The sequence below is a fragment of the Kitasatospora sp. NPDC088783 genome (assembly GCF_044750705.1).
Classification (GTDB): Bacteria; Actinomycetota; Actinomycetes; order Streptomycetales; family Streptomycetaceae; genus Kitasatospora; species Kitasatospora fiedleri.
On record NZ_JBIVKJ010000016.1, the window covers coordinates 5296 to 20930 of the forward strand.

Genomic DNA, 15635 nt, shown 5'->3' on the forward strand with positions numbered 1-15635 from the left:
CGGCTCCCGGCTCCCGGCTCCCGGCTCCCGGCTCCCGGCTCCCGGCTCCCGGCTCCCGGCTCCCGGCTCCCGGCTCCCGGCTCCCGGCTCCCGGCTCCCGGCTTCGCCAGCTTCTTATTGTATCCGACGCCATGCGAGAGGACAGTCAACTTCTGCTTGAAGCAATGGAGTTGACCGCCGAAGCTGGCGGATATCGCCAAGTCCGGGGCGAGGGCGAGTGCCTGGTCCCAGGGCAGGACCGGGACGCCCAGTCCGGCGAGGAGTTCCGGGAGGCCGGAGCGGAAGGGCGAGGTGCCCGGGCAGGTGGCCGTCAGTTGGACGCGCAGGTCGTCGCGGAACAGGCCGACGACGTCGAGCAGCCGGGTCGCCGAGGTGACGTTGTGCGCCACCAGCAGGACCTGGCGGCAACCGCTACGGGTGGTCCACCGTGCGGAATCCGCGCCGACCGGCACCCTGATCCACTCGCCTGGCAAACCGTTCCTCCGCGATCGTCGCACTGCCGTTCCGGCAGCTTAGCGATCACGGAGGAACGGCGGACCCGTTCCGGCTGCGGACGGCGTGCGTCGGCTGCCGGAACGGGTCCGCGCGGGGGAGGGGCCTCAGTGGACGACGGTCAGGACCGGGCCCTCCTGGTCCGCGCCGTCGTGATGGGGGGACTTGCCCTGGTGGCCGGTGTTGATCAGGGCGAAGGCGGTGGCCGAGGCCAGGGCGAGGATGCCGGCCGCCCACCAGATGGCGGTGGAGAAGCCGTGGACCATGGCCTGGAGTTGGAGCAGGTGCCCGGCGGCAGGCGTCGTCGCCTCGCGGGCGTGGTCGGCGGCGTAGTCGGCGGTGGCGCTGGCGGCCAGGGTGGACAGCAGGGCGGTGCCGATCGCGCCGCCGATCTGCTGCGAGGTGTTGACCATGGCGGAGGCCACGCCCGCGTCCTGCGGCTTGACGCCGCGGGTGGCCAGGCTCATGGCGGGCATGAAGGCGGTGCCCATGCCCAGGCCCATCAGGAACAGCCCCGGCAGCAGCACGGCCGCGTACGAGCTGTCGACCTTGATCTGGGCGAGGATCACCAGCGCGCCGGAGGCGAGCAGGAAGCCGGGGCCCATCAGGAAGCGGGGGGCGACCCTGGTCATCAGGCGGGCGCCGATCTGGGTGGAGCCGGTCATCATGCCCGCCACCATCGGCAGGAAGGCGACGCCGGAGATCACCGGGCTGTAGTCCAGCACCACCTGGAGGTAGTACGTCAGGAAGAGGAACAGCCCGAACATGCCCACCACGGCCATGCCCAGCGAGAGGTAGGCGCCGCCCCGGTTGCGGTCGAGCACCACCCGCAGCGGCAGCAGCGGCGCCTTCACCCGCTGCTGGACGATGACGAGCAGGGTCAGCAGGACGGCCGCCGCGACGAACAGGGTGACTGTCGACGCCGACCCCCACCCGTCGCTCTCGGCGCGGCTGAACGCCCACACCAGCGAGGCCAGGCCGCCGGAGGCGAGCAGCGCTCCGGGCAGGTCCAGCCGGGCCTCGTTGTGGCTGCCGGCCGGCTCGCGGACCTCCATCAGGGTGCCGGTGATCGCTATCGCGGCGATGAGGACGTTGACCAGCAGCGTCCAGCGCCAGTTCGCGTACTCGGTCAGCACGCCGCCCAGCAGCAGGCCCACGGCCGCGCCGCCGCCCGAGATGGCGCCGTAGATGCCGAACGCCTTGGCCCGCTCCTTGCCCTCGGTGAACATCACCGTGAGCAGGGACAGCGCGGCGGGCGCCAGCAGCGCGCCGAACACGCCCTGCAGCGCGCGGGCGCCCAGCAGCATGCCGGTGTTGACCGCGGCCCCGCCCAGCGCGGACGCCAGGGCGAAGCCGACCAGCCCGGTCAGGAAGGCCCGCCGGCGGCCCCACTTGTCCGCGATCCGGCCGCCCAGGAGCAGCAGTCCGCCGAACGCCAGCGCGTACGCGGTGACGACCCACTGGCGGTTTCCGTCGGAGAAGTGCAGGGCGCGCTGCGCCGAGGGCAGCGCGATGTTCACGATGGTGCCGTCGAGCACCACCATCAGCTGGGCCAGGCAGATGAAGACCAGCGCCTTCCAGCGCCGTGGATCGAGGGGGGCCGTCGCGGCGGCCGTCGGGGAGGACATCAGGAGATCACCTGTCGCATCGGGTCGGGGGAGAGGCGGGGGAGGGGGCCGGGGCGGTGGCCAGGGGCAGGATCACCTCGTGGACCACCCGCCGGGCGAAGGCGTGGTCCGGGGGCGTGCCGTACAGGAGCACCCGCTGGAGGATCAGGGCCGGGAGCAGGCCGACCAGGAGTTCGAGGTCGCGCTCCGGGGGGATCTCCCCCCGCTCGACCGCCCGCCGGAAGACGGTTTCGAACACCTGGCGGCGGGACTCCTCGAAGTGCCGCCGGAACACCTCGCGCAGGACCTCGTCCTGCAGCACGGCGGAGATCAGCCCGACCATCACCCGGGTCTCGAAGACGCTGCCGGTCTCGGCGAACGCGCGGGCGATCTCCTCCAGGTCCTCGCGCAGCGAGCCGGTGTCCGGTTCCGCCAGCGGGCCCTTGAAGCGCTCGATGGCGTCGACGACCAGCTCCGCCTTGCCGGACCAGCGCCGGTACACCGCGCCCTTGCCGGCGTGCGCGCGGGCCGCCACCGCGTCGATCGACAGGCGTTCGTAGCCGATCTCGGCCAGCAGTTCCAGCGCGGCCCGGCACAGCTCGTCGTCCCGGGACGGGTCCCTGGGGCGCCCGCCGCGGTGGTCCGCTCGCTGCGCCGCGGCGCCGTCGGTGCCGGGGTCCACGGGAAGGCCCACCTGTCCGCCTCCTCAATCGGTACGCATCAGTTCCGGAACGGAATCGTACCGCATTTCCGGGAGTCGGTCGGACCCGTTCCGCGGGAGGCGGCCGGACCCGTTCCGCCTCCGCCGCGCAGGCGGGTGAAACCGGGCTTCGACGGGTCGCCGCCGCGGGTACGCCCACGGGGACACCGCGACCGCCCGCCCCGCCCCGTGGGCCGGCGGCGAGGGACGGACCGACAAGGAGTGGACTCGTGACCAGTGCCCCCGTGCACGCGCTGAACGACGGTACGAAGCTTCCCGGGGTGGGCCTGGGCACCTACCCGCTGGACGACGAGGCGGCGGAACGGGCCGTCGCCGGCGCGCTGGAGACCGGCTACCGGCTGGTCGACACCGCCGTGAACTACGGCAACGAGACCGGCGTCGGGCGGGGCCTGGCCCGCTCCGGCGTGCCCCGGCAGGACGTGGTGGTGACGACCAAGCTGCCCGGACGCCACCACGGCTACCAGGAGACCCTGGCGTCGTTCGAGGAGTCCCGGCGCCGGCTCGGCCTGGAGTACGTGGACCTCTACCTCATCCACTGGCCGCTGCCCCGGGTGGACAGGTACGTGGACTCCTGGCGGGCGATGATCAAGCTCCGGGACGACGGCCTGGTCCGCTCGATCGGCGTCTCCAACTTCACCGCCGAGCACCTGGAGCGCCTGCACCGGGAGACCGGCGTCCTGCCGTCGGTCAACCAGGTCGAACTGCACCCGCTGCTGCCGCAGGACGAACTGCGGGCCGTCCACGCGCGGTTGGGCGTCCGCACCGAGAGCTGGAGCCCGCTCGGCCGCGGCTCGGCGCTGCTCGACGACCCCGCCGTCGGCGCGGTGGCCCGGGCGCACGGCGTGACCCCCGCGCAGGCCGTGCTGCGCTGGCACACCCAGCTCGACGCGACCCCGATCCCCAAGTCCGCGGACCCCGGACGCCAGCGCGCCAACCTGGACCTCTTCGGCTTCGAGCTGACCGCCGAGGAGATGGCCCGGATCGCCGACCGGCCGCACGAGCGGCTGGGCGGCGACCCCGACTCCCACGAGGAGTTCTGACCTCCGACGGCGGACGGTGGGTGGCCGACGGCGGGTAGTTGGCGACCGGGGCGGCCAAGTCGGTGGTGGATTCCTGTTATGGCGGGGCGTCCCGTGGATCTCCTAGGACGCGGGTGGGTGGGAGCGGATCGGACCGCTCCCGCCTCCCGGCCGGTTCGGCCGCCGTCCGGCGCCGAGATCCGCAGCCCCGCCGATCGTGCAAGGAGATCCACCCCGATGGTTCAGCGCCCCCAGCCGACCCGTCCCGCGACCGCCGCGTCCGTGACCGCCCCGCTGCTCGCCGCCTTCACCGCGAGCGCCCTCCTGGCCGGCCCCGTCCTGCTCGCCGCACCGGCCGTGGCCGCGCCGGAGCCGTCGAGCGTCGACCACCACGCCGTGGTGCTGGTGAACTTCCGCAACAAGGCACTCACCGACGCCGCCAAGACCCGGGCCGACGCCGTGCGGAACTTCTTCGGCACCGGCAGCACCTCGCTCGCCTCCTACTACGCCAGGAACTCCGGCGGCCGGATGAGCGTGGTCCCCGCCCGGGGCGACGGGGTCTTCGGCCCGTTCACCATCGACATGGACGACTCCGCCGCCTGCGACAGCGGGAAGATGAACGAACTCGCCCGCAAGGCCGTCTCCGGCGTGCCGTTCGACCACATCTCCGTCGTCTTCCACTCCGACTTCTGCTCCAGCTGGTGGGGGCTGGGCTCGGTCTCCGGCCCCAACAGCTGGTTCCACGAGGGGGCCGTCGACGACGGCGCCGCCATCATCCACGAGATCGGCCACAACCTCGGCTTCCAGCACCAGGAACGCCAGGTCTGCCCGGCCGGCACCTTCACCACCTGCACCGCCGACGAGTACAGCCACCGCACCCCGATGGGCGGCGGCGGCGAGAAGAAGGGCCTCAGCGCCCCCGAACTCCTCTCGCTCCAGTGGCTCACCGCCCAGCAGACCACCACCCCCACGGCCGGCACCAGCGTCCACCTCACCCCGCTGCACGCCCCCGGGACCGGCGGCACCCGCGCCATCGACCTGCCGCTCGGCACCGGCGGCGACCGGGTCGTCGTCGAGTACCGCACCCCCGACCCCGGCACCCCGGACGTGGACGTGCCCCAGGGCGTCGCCGTCTACCGCGTCACCAAGGGCAACTACAAGGACGCCGTCATGATCAGCAACACCGCCCAGCAGAAGAAGGCCGCCAACAACTCCCTCGACGTCAACGGCCCGGCCCTCACCGACGACGCCGCCCACCTGTCCGTCAGCGTCGTCGGCACCAGCGACACCGGGGCCGACATCCGGATCCGGCTCGGCGCCGACGCCGCTCCGAAGACCACCGCCCCGGCCGCCGCCAAGCCCGCCGCGACGGCCGCCAAGCCCACCGCCACCGCCGAGCCCGCGCCCTCCAGCGCCGCACCGGGGCCGCTCTCGGCCGAGTACCCCGACCACCAGGCTGTCGACCCCGCCGGCCCCGCCCCCGTTCCCGCCACCACCGCCACCGACGGCCGGGGCCTCGCCCAGACCGGCGGCGGCGGTTCCGCGCTGCCCCTGACCCTGGGCGCCGTCGCCGCCCTGCTGATCGGCGCCGCCCTCTTCCTCGTCAACCGCCGGGGCACCGGCCGCCGCGCCCGCCGCTGAGGTCCGCCCGCTGTCCGGCCCGTCCGGCGGAACGCCGGGACCGGACGGGCCGGAGCGCGGACGCGTGGACGTGCGGACGCGCGGGTACGTGGGTGCGCGGGTGCGGGCCGGGTCGGTCCGGGCGGCGGGTGCGGTGACGGGCCGTCAGGAGTGCTGCTCCTGCGGCGAGCAGGAGTCCGGCCGTGACGAGGACGGGGGTGAGCGGGAACCCGGTGGAGGCCAGCCGTCCGGCGGTGGCGGACACCGGGGCCGGTCAGCCGGTCAGCCGCTCAGGACGAGGGCGGGGTGGCGAAGGGGGCGCTCCAGGTCTGGTTGGGCTGGTGGCTGCCGCAGGTGTAGGTGGCGACGGTGGCGCTCGTGTTGGTGCCGAGGCCGCTGCCGGCGACGTCGACGCAGACGCCGGTCGCCTGGCGCAGCTGCCCGGACCGGTTGTAGGTCCACACCTGCTTGGGGTCGGACCCGTTGCAGGCGGCCAGGGTGAGGCCGGAGGAGGCGCCGGAGACGCACAGCCCGGTGTTCTGGTAGGAGGCGATCAGGCCGTCGGCCCGCCGGGTCCACTGCTGGTTCGAGGTGCCGTGGCAGGCGTAGAGGGCGACCTTCGCGCCGGTGGCGGCGCCGTTGTACGCGTCCAGGCAGAGCGGGCTGGCCTGGAAGGCGCTCTGCACGCCGGTGATCTGGCCGGTCGGGACGGCGGGGCCGCAGGTTCCCGGGGAGATCCGGTAGGCGGCGTTGTCGTGGCTGCCGATGGTGGTGGTGAGGGAGCCGGTGGCGCTGGAGTCGGTGTGCGTCCACAGGTCGCGGACGGGGTGGGCGCAGGAGTCGGCGAAGCCGATCCGGCCGAGGTCGAGGGTGTAGGTGGTGGCGGCGGCGTTCTTGTTGAGGACGACCACGGCCCGGCCGCCGTCGGCCAGCGGCTTGACGACGACGTCGATCCCGGCGGTGGTGGCGGCGTTGTCGCGGGAGGCGAGGTAGCCGCCGGCGCCCAGCGCGTCCTGGTCGACGGCGATCAGGTCGGTGTTCTTCAGGATGCCCAGCTGCGGCGCGTAGGCGGTCGGGTCGGCGGCCATCTTCCGGACGTCGGTGCTGATCATCAGGGGGGAGCCCATCGCGGACCAGAGCGCGAACTGGCTGCGCTGCTCGGCGAGGGTGAGCTGGTTGTTGTCGCCGATCAGCAGCATGTCGGCGTCGTTGGCGTTGCCCGGGCCGTTGTAGCGGGCCAGGCCGACGGTGTCGATGAAGTTCTGCAGCACGCCGCCCTCGTACCAGTCCGCGGCGTGCGGGGAGTCCCACGCGGAGGCGGTCGCGCTGTGCCAGACGTTGATGTCGGGGCTGACCCGCCACATCTGGCCCAGCCCCCGGACCCAGTCCATCGTCTCGTACTTGGCGGTGGAGGTCGGCCCGTAGCCGGCCGGCGCCGACTCGTTGAAGAGGATCTTGCGGTCCTTGTTCGCGGTGGCGGTGCCCAGGGCCTGGGCGAACGCGGTGAACTCGCTCTGCCGGTTGGCGGAGGTCGTCCCGCAGTTGTCGAGCTTGATGGAGTCGACGCCCCAGTACGCCAGGGAGTTGGCGTCGGCCTGCTCGTGGCCCATGATGCCGCCGGGCACGCCCTGACAGGTGTTCACCCCGGAGGTGGTGTAGAGGCCGGCCTGCATGCCCTGGCTGTGGACGTAGGACGCGTAGTCGGTCAGCTCCCAGTCGAACCCGGGCTGGCTGCTGCCGCCCCAGGTCGCGGCGCCGTGCAGGTAGCCGGCGGAGGTCCGCTGCATCCAGCAGTCGTCGACGGTCAGGTTGGTGTAGCCGGCGGCGACCAGGCCGGTGTCCTTCATCGCCTTGGCCTGGTCCTGCATGAACTGCTGGAAGGAGTAGCCGGTCCGGGTGCCGTCCAGCCGGGCCTGGGCGGCGCAGGTGAAGCGGGCCCAGTTGTTGAAGCCCATCAGCGGTTTGACGCCGATGGCGGTGCTGGTGTTGGCGGCGACCGGGTCGGCCTGGGCGGCGGGTGCGCCGCTGACGGCGAGTGCGGCGACGACGGCTGCCGTCGTCGCGGCCGTTCTCCTGCTCCACGTCATGGGGGAACCTCCTGTGAGGGACGGGCCGTTCCGGTGTGTCGGCGGGCCCGAGGGGGAGTGCGGGCGGTTGTTCTCGACGACTGGGACGACGGGCACGGCGGGGTGGGGACGCCGGAAGCACCGGGGGAGGGCGGTCGGCAGTCGTCGTGAGTGAAACTGCTTGCTTCGGCGCTATAGCACGCACCTTTGCGCAAACTGTGCTGGCGGTGGCGGGCGATGTCAAGGGGTCGCGACCGAAGCGGGAGCTTGGCGGCGGTCGGCCCGGGGCGCGAACTTCCAGGGCGGGCCGGGCAGTCCGCCTGCTGAACGGCATTGCTCATTTGTGATCGATAGGGCTATAAATCAATCATCTTCAAGCATTGACCGCCTGTGCGGTCCGCCCTGGAAGGGCCGTCCCCATGACTGACGTCGCTGCCGCGACCGCCGTTACCGCGACCGCTGTTACCGCGACCGCCGTTGCCGCCGAGATCGCCGGCCGGCCGGAGTGCCGGCGCCGGGCGATGGCCGTCGAGACCACCGCGCTGCCGGCCCCGGGCGAGCGGGTGGCCGTGGTCGGCTGCGGCACCCCGCTCCACGTCGCCCGGGCGTACGCCGTGCTGCGCGAGACCGCGGGCGCGGGCGGGACCGACGCGTTCGCCGCCTCCGAGTACCCGGCCGACCGCCGCTACGACCGGGTGCCGGCGATCACCCGCTCCGGCCCCACCACCGAGGTGCTGGCCGCGCCGGCCCGGGCCCGCGCCGCGGGCATCCCCACCACCGCCGTCACCGGCGATCCCGCCACCCCGGTCGCCACCGCCGCCGACGCGCTGGTCGACCTCTCGTTCGCCGACGGACGCTCGGTGGTCCGGACCCGGTTCGCCACCACCGCGCTGGCCCTGCTGCGCACCGGCCTCGGCCTGACGCCGGCCGACCTGCCCGAGCAGGCGGCCGCCGCCATCGCCGCCGAGCCGCTCGAAGACGCTCTGGCCGCCGGGCAGTTCACCTTCCCCGGCGCCGGTCGGACGGTCGGGCCGGCCGGCGAGGCGGCGCTCAAGCTGGGCGAGGCCGCCGGGGCCTGGACCGAGTCCTACCCGGCGATGGAGTACCTCCACGGGCCGGTCGGCGGCAGCGGCCCGGACCGCCCGGTCCGGTTCCCCGGCGGGCCCCCGGCCGACCTGCCGGACCGGGTCGCCGCCACCGGTGCCCGGGTCGCCGCCTCCGGTGCCCGGGTCGCCTCCGGCCGGCGCGACCCGCTGGCCGAACCGGTGCGTGCCCGGCGGCTGGCCGTCGCGCTCGCCGGGGCCGGGGGCCACGACCCGGACCACCCGCGCAACCTGACCCGCTCCGTCGTGCTGGACACCCCGTGAGGGTCCGCCACCCGGCCGCCGGTCCGGCCCCGGTCGTCGCGCTGGACGTCGGCGGCACCCACGTCAAGGCGACCGTGCTGGCCGCCGACAGGTCGGTGCTGCACGCCGAGAGCGCGGACACCCGGGCCGACCGCGGTCCGGACGCGGCGCTGGAGAACGTGCTCGGCCTGGCGGGCCGCCTGGTCCGCCGGTTCCGGCCGGCGGCGGTGGGGATGGCCGTGCCGGGCATCGTCGACGAGGACGCCGGGATCTGCCGGTACGCCGCCAACCTGGGCTGGCGCGACCTGCCGGTGCGGCAGTGGGCCGAGGAGGAACTGGGCCTGCCGGTGGCCCTCGGGCACGACGTGCGGGCCGGCGGCCTGGCCGAGGCCCGGCTCGGCGCCGGACGCGGGCTGCGGTCCTTCCTCTTCGTACCGGTCGGCACCGGCATCGCCGGTGCCGTGGTGGTGGACGGGCGGGCGCTGCCCGGGGCGCACGGCGGCGCCGGCGAGGTGGGCCACCTGGTGGTCCGCCCGGACGGGCCGCCCTGCGGGTGCGGCGGGCGCGGCTGCCTGGAGGCGATCGCCTCCGCCTCGGCCGTGGCCCGCCGCTACCGGCAGTTGGCCGGCCTGCCGGCGGACGAGCACGTCCCCGCCGAACAGGTGCTCCAGCGGGCCGGCGCGGGGGACGGGATCGCCGAACGGGTGTGGCGGGAGGCGGTGTCCGCCCTGGCCGACGGCCTGGTCACGGCCCTCACCCTGGTCGACCCGGAACGGGTGGTGATCGGAGGCGGGCTGGCCCGGGCCGGCGCCGCCCTGCTGGACCCGCTGCGGGCGGCGGTGGCGGAGCGGCTCACCTTCCAGTCCCGCCCCGAGCTGGTGCGGGCCCGGCTGGGCCACCGGGCGGGCAGCCTGGGCGCGGGCCTGCTCGCACAGGACCTGCTGCGCCGCCCGGCCGGCCCGACGGCCGTCGCCCGGCTCCGGCCGCCGGGAGGCGCGACGTGATCCTCGCCGTGACGCCGGACGCCGCGCCGGACGCGACCTCCCGGGCCGAACGGTTCGCGCCCGGCGGCAGCACCCGGGTGCCGGCGGTGGCCGCGCGGGCCGGCGGCAAGGGCGTCCACGCCGCCCGGGTGCTGCGCGGGCTCGGCACCGGCACCGCCGTCACCGGCCCGGCGGTCGCCGTCGGCAGCTCGCACGCGATGCTCACCCGCGACGCCGCGCTGGACTTCGAGCTGACCGCCGCGCTGCGGGCGGCCGTCCCCGTCCCGCTGGTGCTGCACGGCTCCTCCGGCGTCGCCGACCGGGACTTGGCCGCCGCCGTCGAGCGCGGCATGACCAAGGCCAACGTCGCCACCCACCTGGGCGCCGTCTTCACCGGCAGCATGCGGGGGCGCCGGCGGAGAACGCCGCGCTGGTCGACACCCGCAGGTGCCTCGCCCCGGCCCGCGAGGCCGCCGCGGCCGAGGCCGCCCGCCTGCCGGCGGTGCTGGACGCGGCCCGCTGACCGGTGCGCAATAGTGCCCGCGGCGCCTGCGGTGCCTGCGGTGCCCGCGGTCTCCGGCAACTCCGTTGTCCGGACGGCCGGTTGACTCCGTCCCGGGCCGGGAGCGTCGTTCCGATGATGCGACGGCCAACCTCCCGGAGCCCGGGCCGGACACGGATGGCGGCCGCCGAGGGTCGGCAGGCCATCCACCGCAGGGCGCTGCCAGTGGTTCCCCGCACCGGGCGGACCACTGGCAGCGCTCCGGCGCGTCCCGCCGGCCGGGGGTCCCGTCGCGGGGGCGTCAGGTGTCGGTGCCGAGGACGCGGATCTCGGCGGCGGAGGTCCACGGGCCGCGGTTGCCGGCCTCGCTGAGGGCGCGCAGCCGGACGTGGCGGGCGGTGCGGGCGGTGAAGTCGACGCGCTTGGGCAGGGCGTCGTCGGCCCAGGTGCCGGTGGCGGCGGGGGCGCTCCAGGTGGTGCCGTCGGTGCTGGTGGACACCTCGTACCGGCCGATGCGGCCGTTGACGCCGCCGTCCTGCCGGGGGAGGTAGGACAGGCCGCTGACGGATCTGGCGGCGCCGAGGTCGAAGCGGATCTCGTGCGGCAGCGGGGCGGCGGTCCCGCTCCACCCGGTGTGCCACTTGGTGGAGAGCACGTCGTCCAGGACGTTGGCGGCGGCGCCGTTCTCGGCCGAGGTCTCCTGGCTGTCGGCGGAGGAGACGGTGGCGGGCAGGGCGCCGACGACGGCGGGGTCGGTGACGGACTCCCGGCCGGTCTCGGCGTGTCCGGCGAAGCGGCGCAGGAAGGCGTCGGCGGTGTCGGCGGTGGCGGTGAGGTCGTACCAGTGGCCGGAGGCGGTGAGGTCGAGCGTCTTGGTGGTGGTGGCGCCGGCGGCGAGCGGGAAGGTCCAGGGGCCGTCGGTGCGGTGGGCGCCGGCGGTCACGGTGACGGTGCAGGCGGCGGTGCCGCTGTTCTTCATGGTGAGGGTGAGTGTCCCGCCGGGGCCGTCGACGGCGGCGGTGACCTCGGGGTTGGCGTTGCCGCCGGTGGTGGCGGTGACGCGGTTGCCGCGGAAGCGGCGGTGGAAGCCGTTGGCGCCGATCAGGGAGAGGTCGTAGGCGCCGGTGGGGGTGCCGGCGACGAAGTAGTCGGTGAGTGTCCTGCCGGCTTCGACGGTGTGCCGCCAGGGGCCGTCGGTGCGGTGGGCGTTGGCGTACAGGTAGACGCACTGGCCGGCGGCGCCGGTGTTGGCCAGGTCGAGGTAGAAGGTGCCGGGGGTGACGCGTCCCCCGGCCTCGAAGGCGTACGGGATCGGGCGGGCCTTGCGGTGGCCGGCCTCCTGGAGCTGCACCGACTGCACGGCGGGGACGGCGGGGGCGGGCAGGGTGGAGCACTGGGTGGCGGCGGCGGCGACGTAGCCGCTGGTGTCGGGCAGGGCGGGCCAGGCGGTGGTGGCGGAGGTGAAGTCGAAGGCGGAGCGGAGGTCGCCGGTGACGGCCCTGCGCCAGGGGCTGATATTGGGTTCGGCGACGCCGAAGACCTGTTCGCAGAAGCGCAGCACCGAGGTGTGGTCGAAGACCTGGGAGCAGACGTAACCGCCGCGCGTCCAGGGGGAGACGACCGTCATCGGGACGCGGAAGCCGAGGCCGACCGGCTTGCCGCCGGAGATCTCGCCGGTGGTGGCGACGGTGGACAGGCCGTCGGTGTCGGAGGCGGGCGGGGCGGGCGGCGGGACGTGGTCGAAGAAGCCGCCGTTCTCGTCGTAGTTGAGCAGGAAGACGGTGTTCGCCCACACCTCCGGGTGGGCGGCCAGCTTGGCCAGCAGCCGGGCGGTGAGGTCCTCGCCCGCCGCGGGGCGGTAGTTGGCGTGCTCGGACAGCGCGGTGGGGGCGACGATCCAGCTGACCTGGGGGAGGGTGCCGGCGGCGAGGTCGTCGCCGAACGCCTTGACCAGGTCGGGGACGGTGGCCAGGCCGCGGTCGTACAGCGGCTGGCCGGCCTTGGCGTTCTTGAAGGCGGCGAACCAGGCCAGCGCGTTGTCGTCGAAGTTGTCGCTCTGCTGGTAGACCCGCCAGCTGACCCCGGCGGCCTGGAGGCGTTCGGCGTAGGTGGTCCAGGTGAAGCCGGCCGCCGGTTCGGTGTTGTCCATCACGTTGGCCTGGCCGACCGAGCCGCCGTTGGTGCCGGTGAACACGTGCAGCCGGTTGGGGTTGGTCTGGGTCAGGGTGGAGGAGAAGTACTGGTCGCAGACGGTGAAGTGGTCGGCCAGCTGGTAGTAGAAGTCCAGGTCGCCGCGGGCGAAGTGGCCCATGCCGAGGCCGGGGGTGCGGGCGGTGTTCCAGCCGTCGTACCGGCCGCCGTCGTACATGCCCAGGTCGGTGGGCCAGTTCATGGCGGGGGCGGAGGCGCAGACGGCGCTGGTGGCGGCGGTGTTCATCCGGAACGGCAGGATGTACCCGTCCGGGTGCGCGGTGGACGGCTGGTACCAGACCGGCTTGCCGCCGGGCAGGGTGACCGCGTTGCGGTCGCCGAAGCCGCGCACGCCGCGCAGGGCGCCGAAGTAGTGGTCGAAGGCCCGGTTCTCCTGCATGAAGACCACCACGTGCTTGACGTCGGCGATCGTGCCGGTGCCGGCCGGGACGGGGGTGGCCAGCAGGTCCCGCAGGACCTTGGGCAGCGCGCCGGTGGCGGCGACACCGGCCGCGCCGGCCGCGCCGGACAGGACGGCGCGGCGGCTGATGCGGGGGGAGGGGGACATGGGGGCTGACTCCTCGCGGTCGGGCTGTCGACGACGACGGGCACGGTGGGGAGGCCGGAGGAACGGGGGGACGGCCGCCACCCACCTGCTGAGCAAAGGTGATTGCTTGGGCGCTCGATCGCGCACCTTTGCGCAAACTGTGCGGGCGGCGGCAGCCCGTGTCAAGGGAACCCGCAAGCACGGCCGGGGACGTGGCGGCCCCCGGCCGGAGTGCCGGGCGTTCGGGGCGCGGGAGTCGGTGGAGGTCAGCGCTCCTCGCGGAAGTCGACGTGGCGCTTGACGACCGGGTCGTACTTGCGCAGGACCAGCCGGTCCGGATCGTTGCGGCGGTTCTTGCGGGTGACGTAGGTGTGGCCGGTTCCGGCGGTGGAGCGGAGCTTGACGATCGGGCGCAGTTCGTTGCGTGCCACGGGAGTCCTCGGGTTCGGCCCGGTGTCCGGGATGCGGTGTCGGGGGATGGGGCACGACTCTAGCAAAATGAAATCCATTTTCATGTAGAGTGCTCCCGTCCACCCGACCGGAACGGAGCCCCGATGTCCGCCCACTGCCAACTGACCGGCCGCAGGCCGGGATTCGGCAACGCGATCTCCCACTCGCACCGCCGCACCCCGCGCCGCTTCGACCCGAACATCCAGCGCAAGCGCTACTGGCTGCCCGGCGAGGGCCGCCACGTGCGCCTCACGCTCAGCGCCAAGGGCCTCAAGACCGTCGACGCCATCGGGATCGAGGCGGCCGTCGCCCGCATCCGCGCCCGCGGGGAGAAGGTCTGATGGCCAAGCGCAGCAAGATCGCCAGGAACGAGCACCGCCGCGCCCTGGTCGCCCGCCACGCCGAGCGCCGGGCCGAGTTGAAGCGCACCCTCACCCGCCCCGGCAGCACACCGGAGCAACGCGCCTCCGCCCGGCGGGAGTTGGACCGTCAGCCCAGGGACGCCAGCGCCACCCGCCTGCGCAACCGGGACGCCGTGGACGGCCGCCCGCGCGGCTACCAGCGCGCCTTCGGCCTGTCCCGGATCAACCTGCGCACCATGGCGCACGCCGGACAGCTGCCGGGCGTGCGCACGTCGAGCTGGTGAGCGCCGTGCCCGCCCACCTCCGACTCCCCGTCGTGATCGTCGCCGGCCTGCACCGCGCCGAACGCCGCCGCGCCGTCAAGGAGTTGCTCGACGCGAGCATCGGCGCCGTCGTCCTCCACCACGACCTGCGCGACGCCGACCGCGGCGTGGTGCACCGCCAACTGCGGGACGACGAAGGCGTGTTCGACACTCGCGAACTGCCGCTGGTCAACGGCTGCCCCTGCTGCGCGGTGCGCGAGGACCTGCTGCCCGAGCTGGCCGGGCTCGCCGAGTCCGGCGAACACGGCCTGGCGATCGTCGAACTGTGGGGCGGCAGCGACCCGCACCCGGTGGCCGAGGTGATCGCAGAGGGCGAGGTGGACGGCCGCCCGATGGGGGAGCTGATCGAACTCGCCGGGGTGGTCACGGCGGTCGACCCCGACCGGCTGATCGGCGAACTCTCGGTCTCCGACGACCTCGCCGAACACGCCGAGCACACCTCCGCGGACGACGCCCGCACCCGGGCCGAGGCACTCGCCCACCAGATCGAGTACGCCACCACACTCGCCCTCGCCCGCGGCGGCGACACCGGCATCGCGATGCTGCGCCAACTGCACCCCACCGCACGGCGGGTGGCGCTCGGCACCGGCGAACTCCTGCGGGCGGCGCTCGGCGGCTTCGACGTCCCGGCCGCCCGCGACCGGGTCAACCCGGCCCTGGCCCTGCTGCCGCAGCAGGCCGACGAGGCGGGCGTGGCCACCCTGGTGTGGGAGCGCCGCCGCCCGCTGCACCCCGGACGCCTGCACGACGCGCTGGAACTGCTCGTCCCCGCCGCGCAGCGCAGCCGCGGCCGGTTCTGGCTGGCCAACCGCCCCGCACTCATGCTGGCCTGGGACGCGGCCGGAGCCAACCTCGCGGTCGAGGAGTGCGGGCCGTGGCTGGCGACCCTCCCCGACGAGCACTGGGAGCACTACCCGCCCGAACGCCGGGCCGCCGCCGCCCTCGACTGGCACCCGCAGCACGGCGACCGCGTCCAGCAACTCGCCTTCACCGCCGAAGGACTGGACGCCGACGGGATCACCGAACTGCTCGACTCCTGCCTGCTCACCGACGCCGAACTGCTCGCGGGCGAACAGGGCTGGAAGACCCTCCCCGACGCCTTCGCGGACCTGCTCGAACCCGTCGCCTGACCGCCCGCCCGCCCGCTGCCCCGCGCCGCCACCACCCGAGCGCCGCCACGACCCGAGTGCCACCACCCGAGCGCCGCCACCACCCGACAGGAGCCCCCGATGGCCGTCCCCAAGCGCAGGACCTCCCGCAGCAACACCCGCCACCGCCGCGCCCGGTGGAAGGCGAGCCCGCCCCGGCTGGTCCCGGTCACCGTCGACGGGCGCGAGCACCTCGTCCCGCGCCGACTGGCGAAGGCGTACGAGCGCGGTCTGCTGACGCCGTGAGAGCGGAGCGGGG

General features: G+C 74.5%; 14 protein-coding genes and 1 pseudogene. 9 read left to right on the top strand and 6 right to left on the bottom strand.

Features of this window, described 5'->3' with window-relative positions; genetic code table 11:
• The 3 genes and pseudogenes from ACIP60_RS31265 to ACIP60_RS31275 all read right to left on the bottom strand — a co-directional run.
• Nucleotides 1-389 (bottom strand): annotated as a pseudogene (locus ACIP60_RS31265) (hypothetical protein); the annotation flags it as partial.
• A 210-nt stretch (nt 390-599) separates the two neighbouring features.
• A complete protein-coding gene (locus tag ACIP60_RS31270) occupies nt 600-2120 on the bottom strand; it encodes an MFS transporter (RefSeq protein ID WP_400690807.1) in 1521 nt (506 codons plus the stop codon).
• A 7-nt stretch (nt 2121-2127) separates the two neighbouring features.
• Nucleotides 2128-2793, bottom strand: coding sequence for a TetR/AcrR family transcriptional regulator (locus ACIP60_RS31275; protein ID WP_400690810.1), 666 nt, complete (start codon nt 2791-2793; stop codon nt 2128-2130).
• A 236-nt stretch (nt 2794-3029) separates the two neighbouring features.
• On the opposite strand from ACIP60_RS31275, the gene ACIP60_RS31280 reads away from it, so the two are divergent.
• A complete protein-coding gene (locus ACIP60_RS31280; RefSeq protein WP_400690813.1) occupies nt 3030-3860 on the top strand; it encodes an aldo/keto reductase in 831 nt (276 codons plus the stop codon).
• 216 nt (nt 3861-4076) lie between these two features.
• The gene (locus tag ACIP60_RS31285; protein ID WP_400690816.1) at nt 4077-5480 is read left to right on the top strand and encodes a hypothetical protein; all 1404 of its coding nucleotides are present in this window, start codon (nt 4077-4079) and stop codon (nt 5478-5480) included.
• Nucleotides 5481-5749: 269 nt separating this feature from the next.
• Here ACIP60_RS31285 and ACIP60_RS31290 read toward each other — a convergent pair whose 3' ends face one another.
• A complete protein-coding gene (locus ACIP60_RS31290) occupies nt 5750-7546 on the bottom strand; it encodes a ricin-type beta-trefoil lectin domain protein (protein ID WP_400690819.1) in 1797 nt (598 codons plus the stop codon).
• 398 nt (nt 7547-7944) lie between these two features.
• Between ACIP60_RS31290 and ACIP60_RS31295 the strand changes: the two genes are divergently transcribed.
• Genes ACIP60_RS31295 through ACIP60_RS31305 form a run of 3 tightly spaced genes read left to right on the top strand, consistent with a single transcriptional unit; the run spans nt 7945 to nt 10462 of the window.
• The gene (locus ACIP60_RS31295; RefSeq protein WP_400690822.1) at nt 7945-8892 is read left to right on the top strand and encodes an SIS domain-containing protein; all 948 of its coding nucleotides are present in this window, start codon (nt 7945-7947) and stop codon (nt 8890-8892) included.
• Nucleotides 8889-9875, top strand: a complete 987-nt coding sequence (locus ACIP60_RS31300; protein WP_400690825.1) for an ROK family protein — start codon at nt 8889-8891, stop codon at nt 9873-9875. Before ACIP60_RS31295 ends, ACIP60_RS31300 begins: the two co-directional genes overlap by 4 nt.
• Nucleotides 9872-10462 (top strand): class II fructose-bisphosphate aldolase, encoded by a 591-nt coding sequence (locus ACIP60_RS31305; protein ID WP_400690827.1) that lies wholly within the window; start codon nt 9872-9874, stop codon nt 10460-10462. Before ACIP60_RS31300 ends, ACIP60_RS31305 begins: the two co-directional genes overlap by 4 nt.
• Nucleotides 10463-10657: 195 nt before the next feature.
• Here ACIP60_RS31305 and ACIP60_RS31310 read toward each other — a convergent pair whose 3' ends face one another.
• Nucleotides 10658-13114, bottom strand: coding sequence for a phosphocholine-specific phospholipase C (locus tag ACIP60_RS31310; protein ID WP_400690830.1), 2457 nt, complete (start codon nt 13112-13114; stop codon nt 10658-10660).
• A 245-nt stretch (nt 13115-13359) separates the two neighbouring features.
• Nucleotides 13360-13524, bottom strand: coding sequence for a 50S ribosomal protein L33 (rpmG, locus tag ACIP60_RS31315; RefSeq protein WP_400690833.1), 165 nt, complete (start codon nt 13522-13524; stop codon nt 13360-13362).
• Nucleotides 13525-13647: 123 nt separating this feature from the next.
• On the opposite strand from rpmG, the gene rpmB reads away from it, so the two are divergent.
• The 4 genes from rpmB to rpmF all read left to right on the top strand — a co-directional run bounded on the left by rpmB (nt 13648) and on the right by rpmF (nt 15622).
• Nucleotides 13648-13884, top strand: coding sequence for a 50S ribosomal protein L28 (gene rpmB, locus ACIP60_RS31320; protein WP_400690836.1), 237 nt, complete (start codon nt 13648-13650; stop codon nt 13882-13884).
• Nucleotides 13884-14189: a 30S ribosomal protein S14 gene (gene rpsN / locus ACIP60_RS31325; protein WP_400690839.1), complete on the top strand. Its 306-nt coding sequence runs from the start codon at nt 13884-13886 to the stop codon at nt 14187-14189. Before rpmB ends, rpsN begins: the two co-directional genes overlap by 1 nt.
• Nucleotides 14190-14194: 5 nt before the next feature.
• Nucleotides 14195-15358, top strand: a complete 1164-nt coding sequence (locus ACIP60_RS31330; RefSeq protein WP_400691084.1) for a CobW family GTP-binding protein — start codon at nt 14195-14197, stop codon at nt 15356-15358.
• A 99-nt stretch (nt 15359-15457) separates the two neighbouring features.
• Complete coding sequence (gene rpmF / locus ACIP60_RS31335) at nt 15458-15622, top strand: 50S ribosomal protein L32 (RefSeq protein WP_400690842.1); 165 nt, start codon at nt 15458-15460, stop codon at nt 15620-15622.
• Nucleotides 15623-15635: the final 13 nt, after the last annotated feature.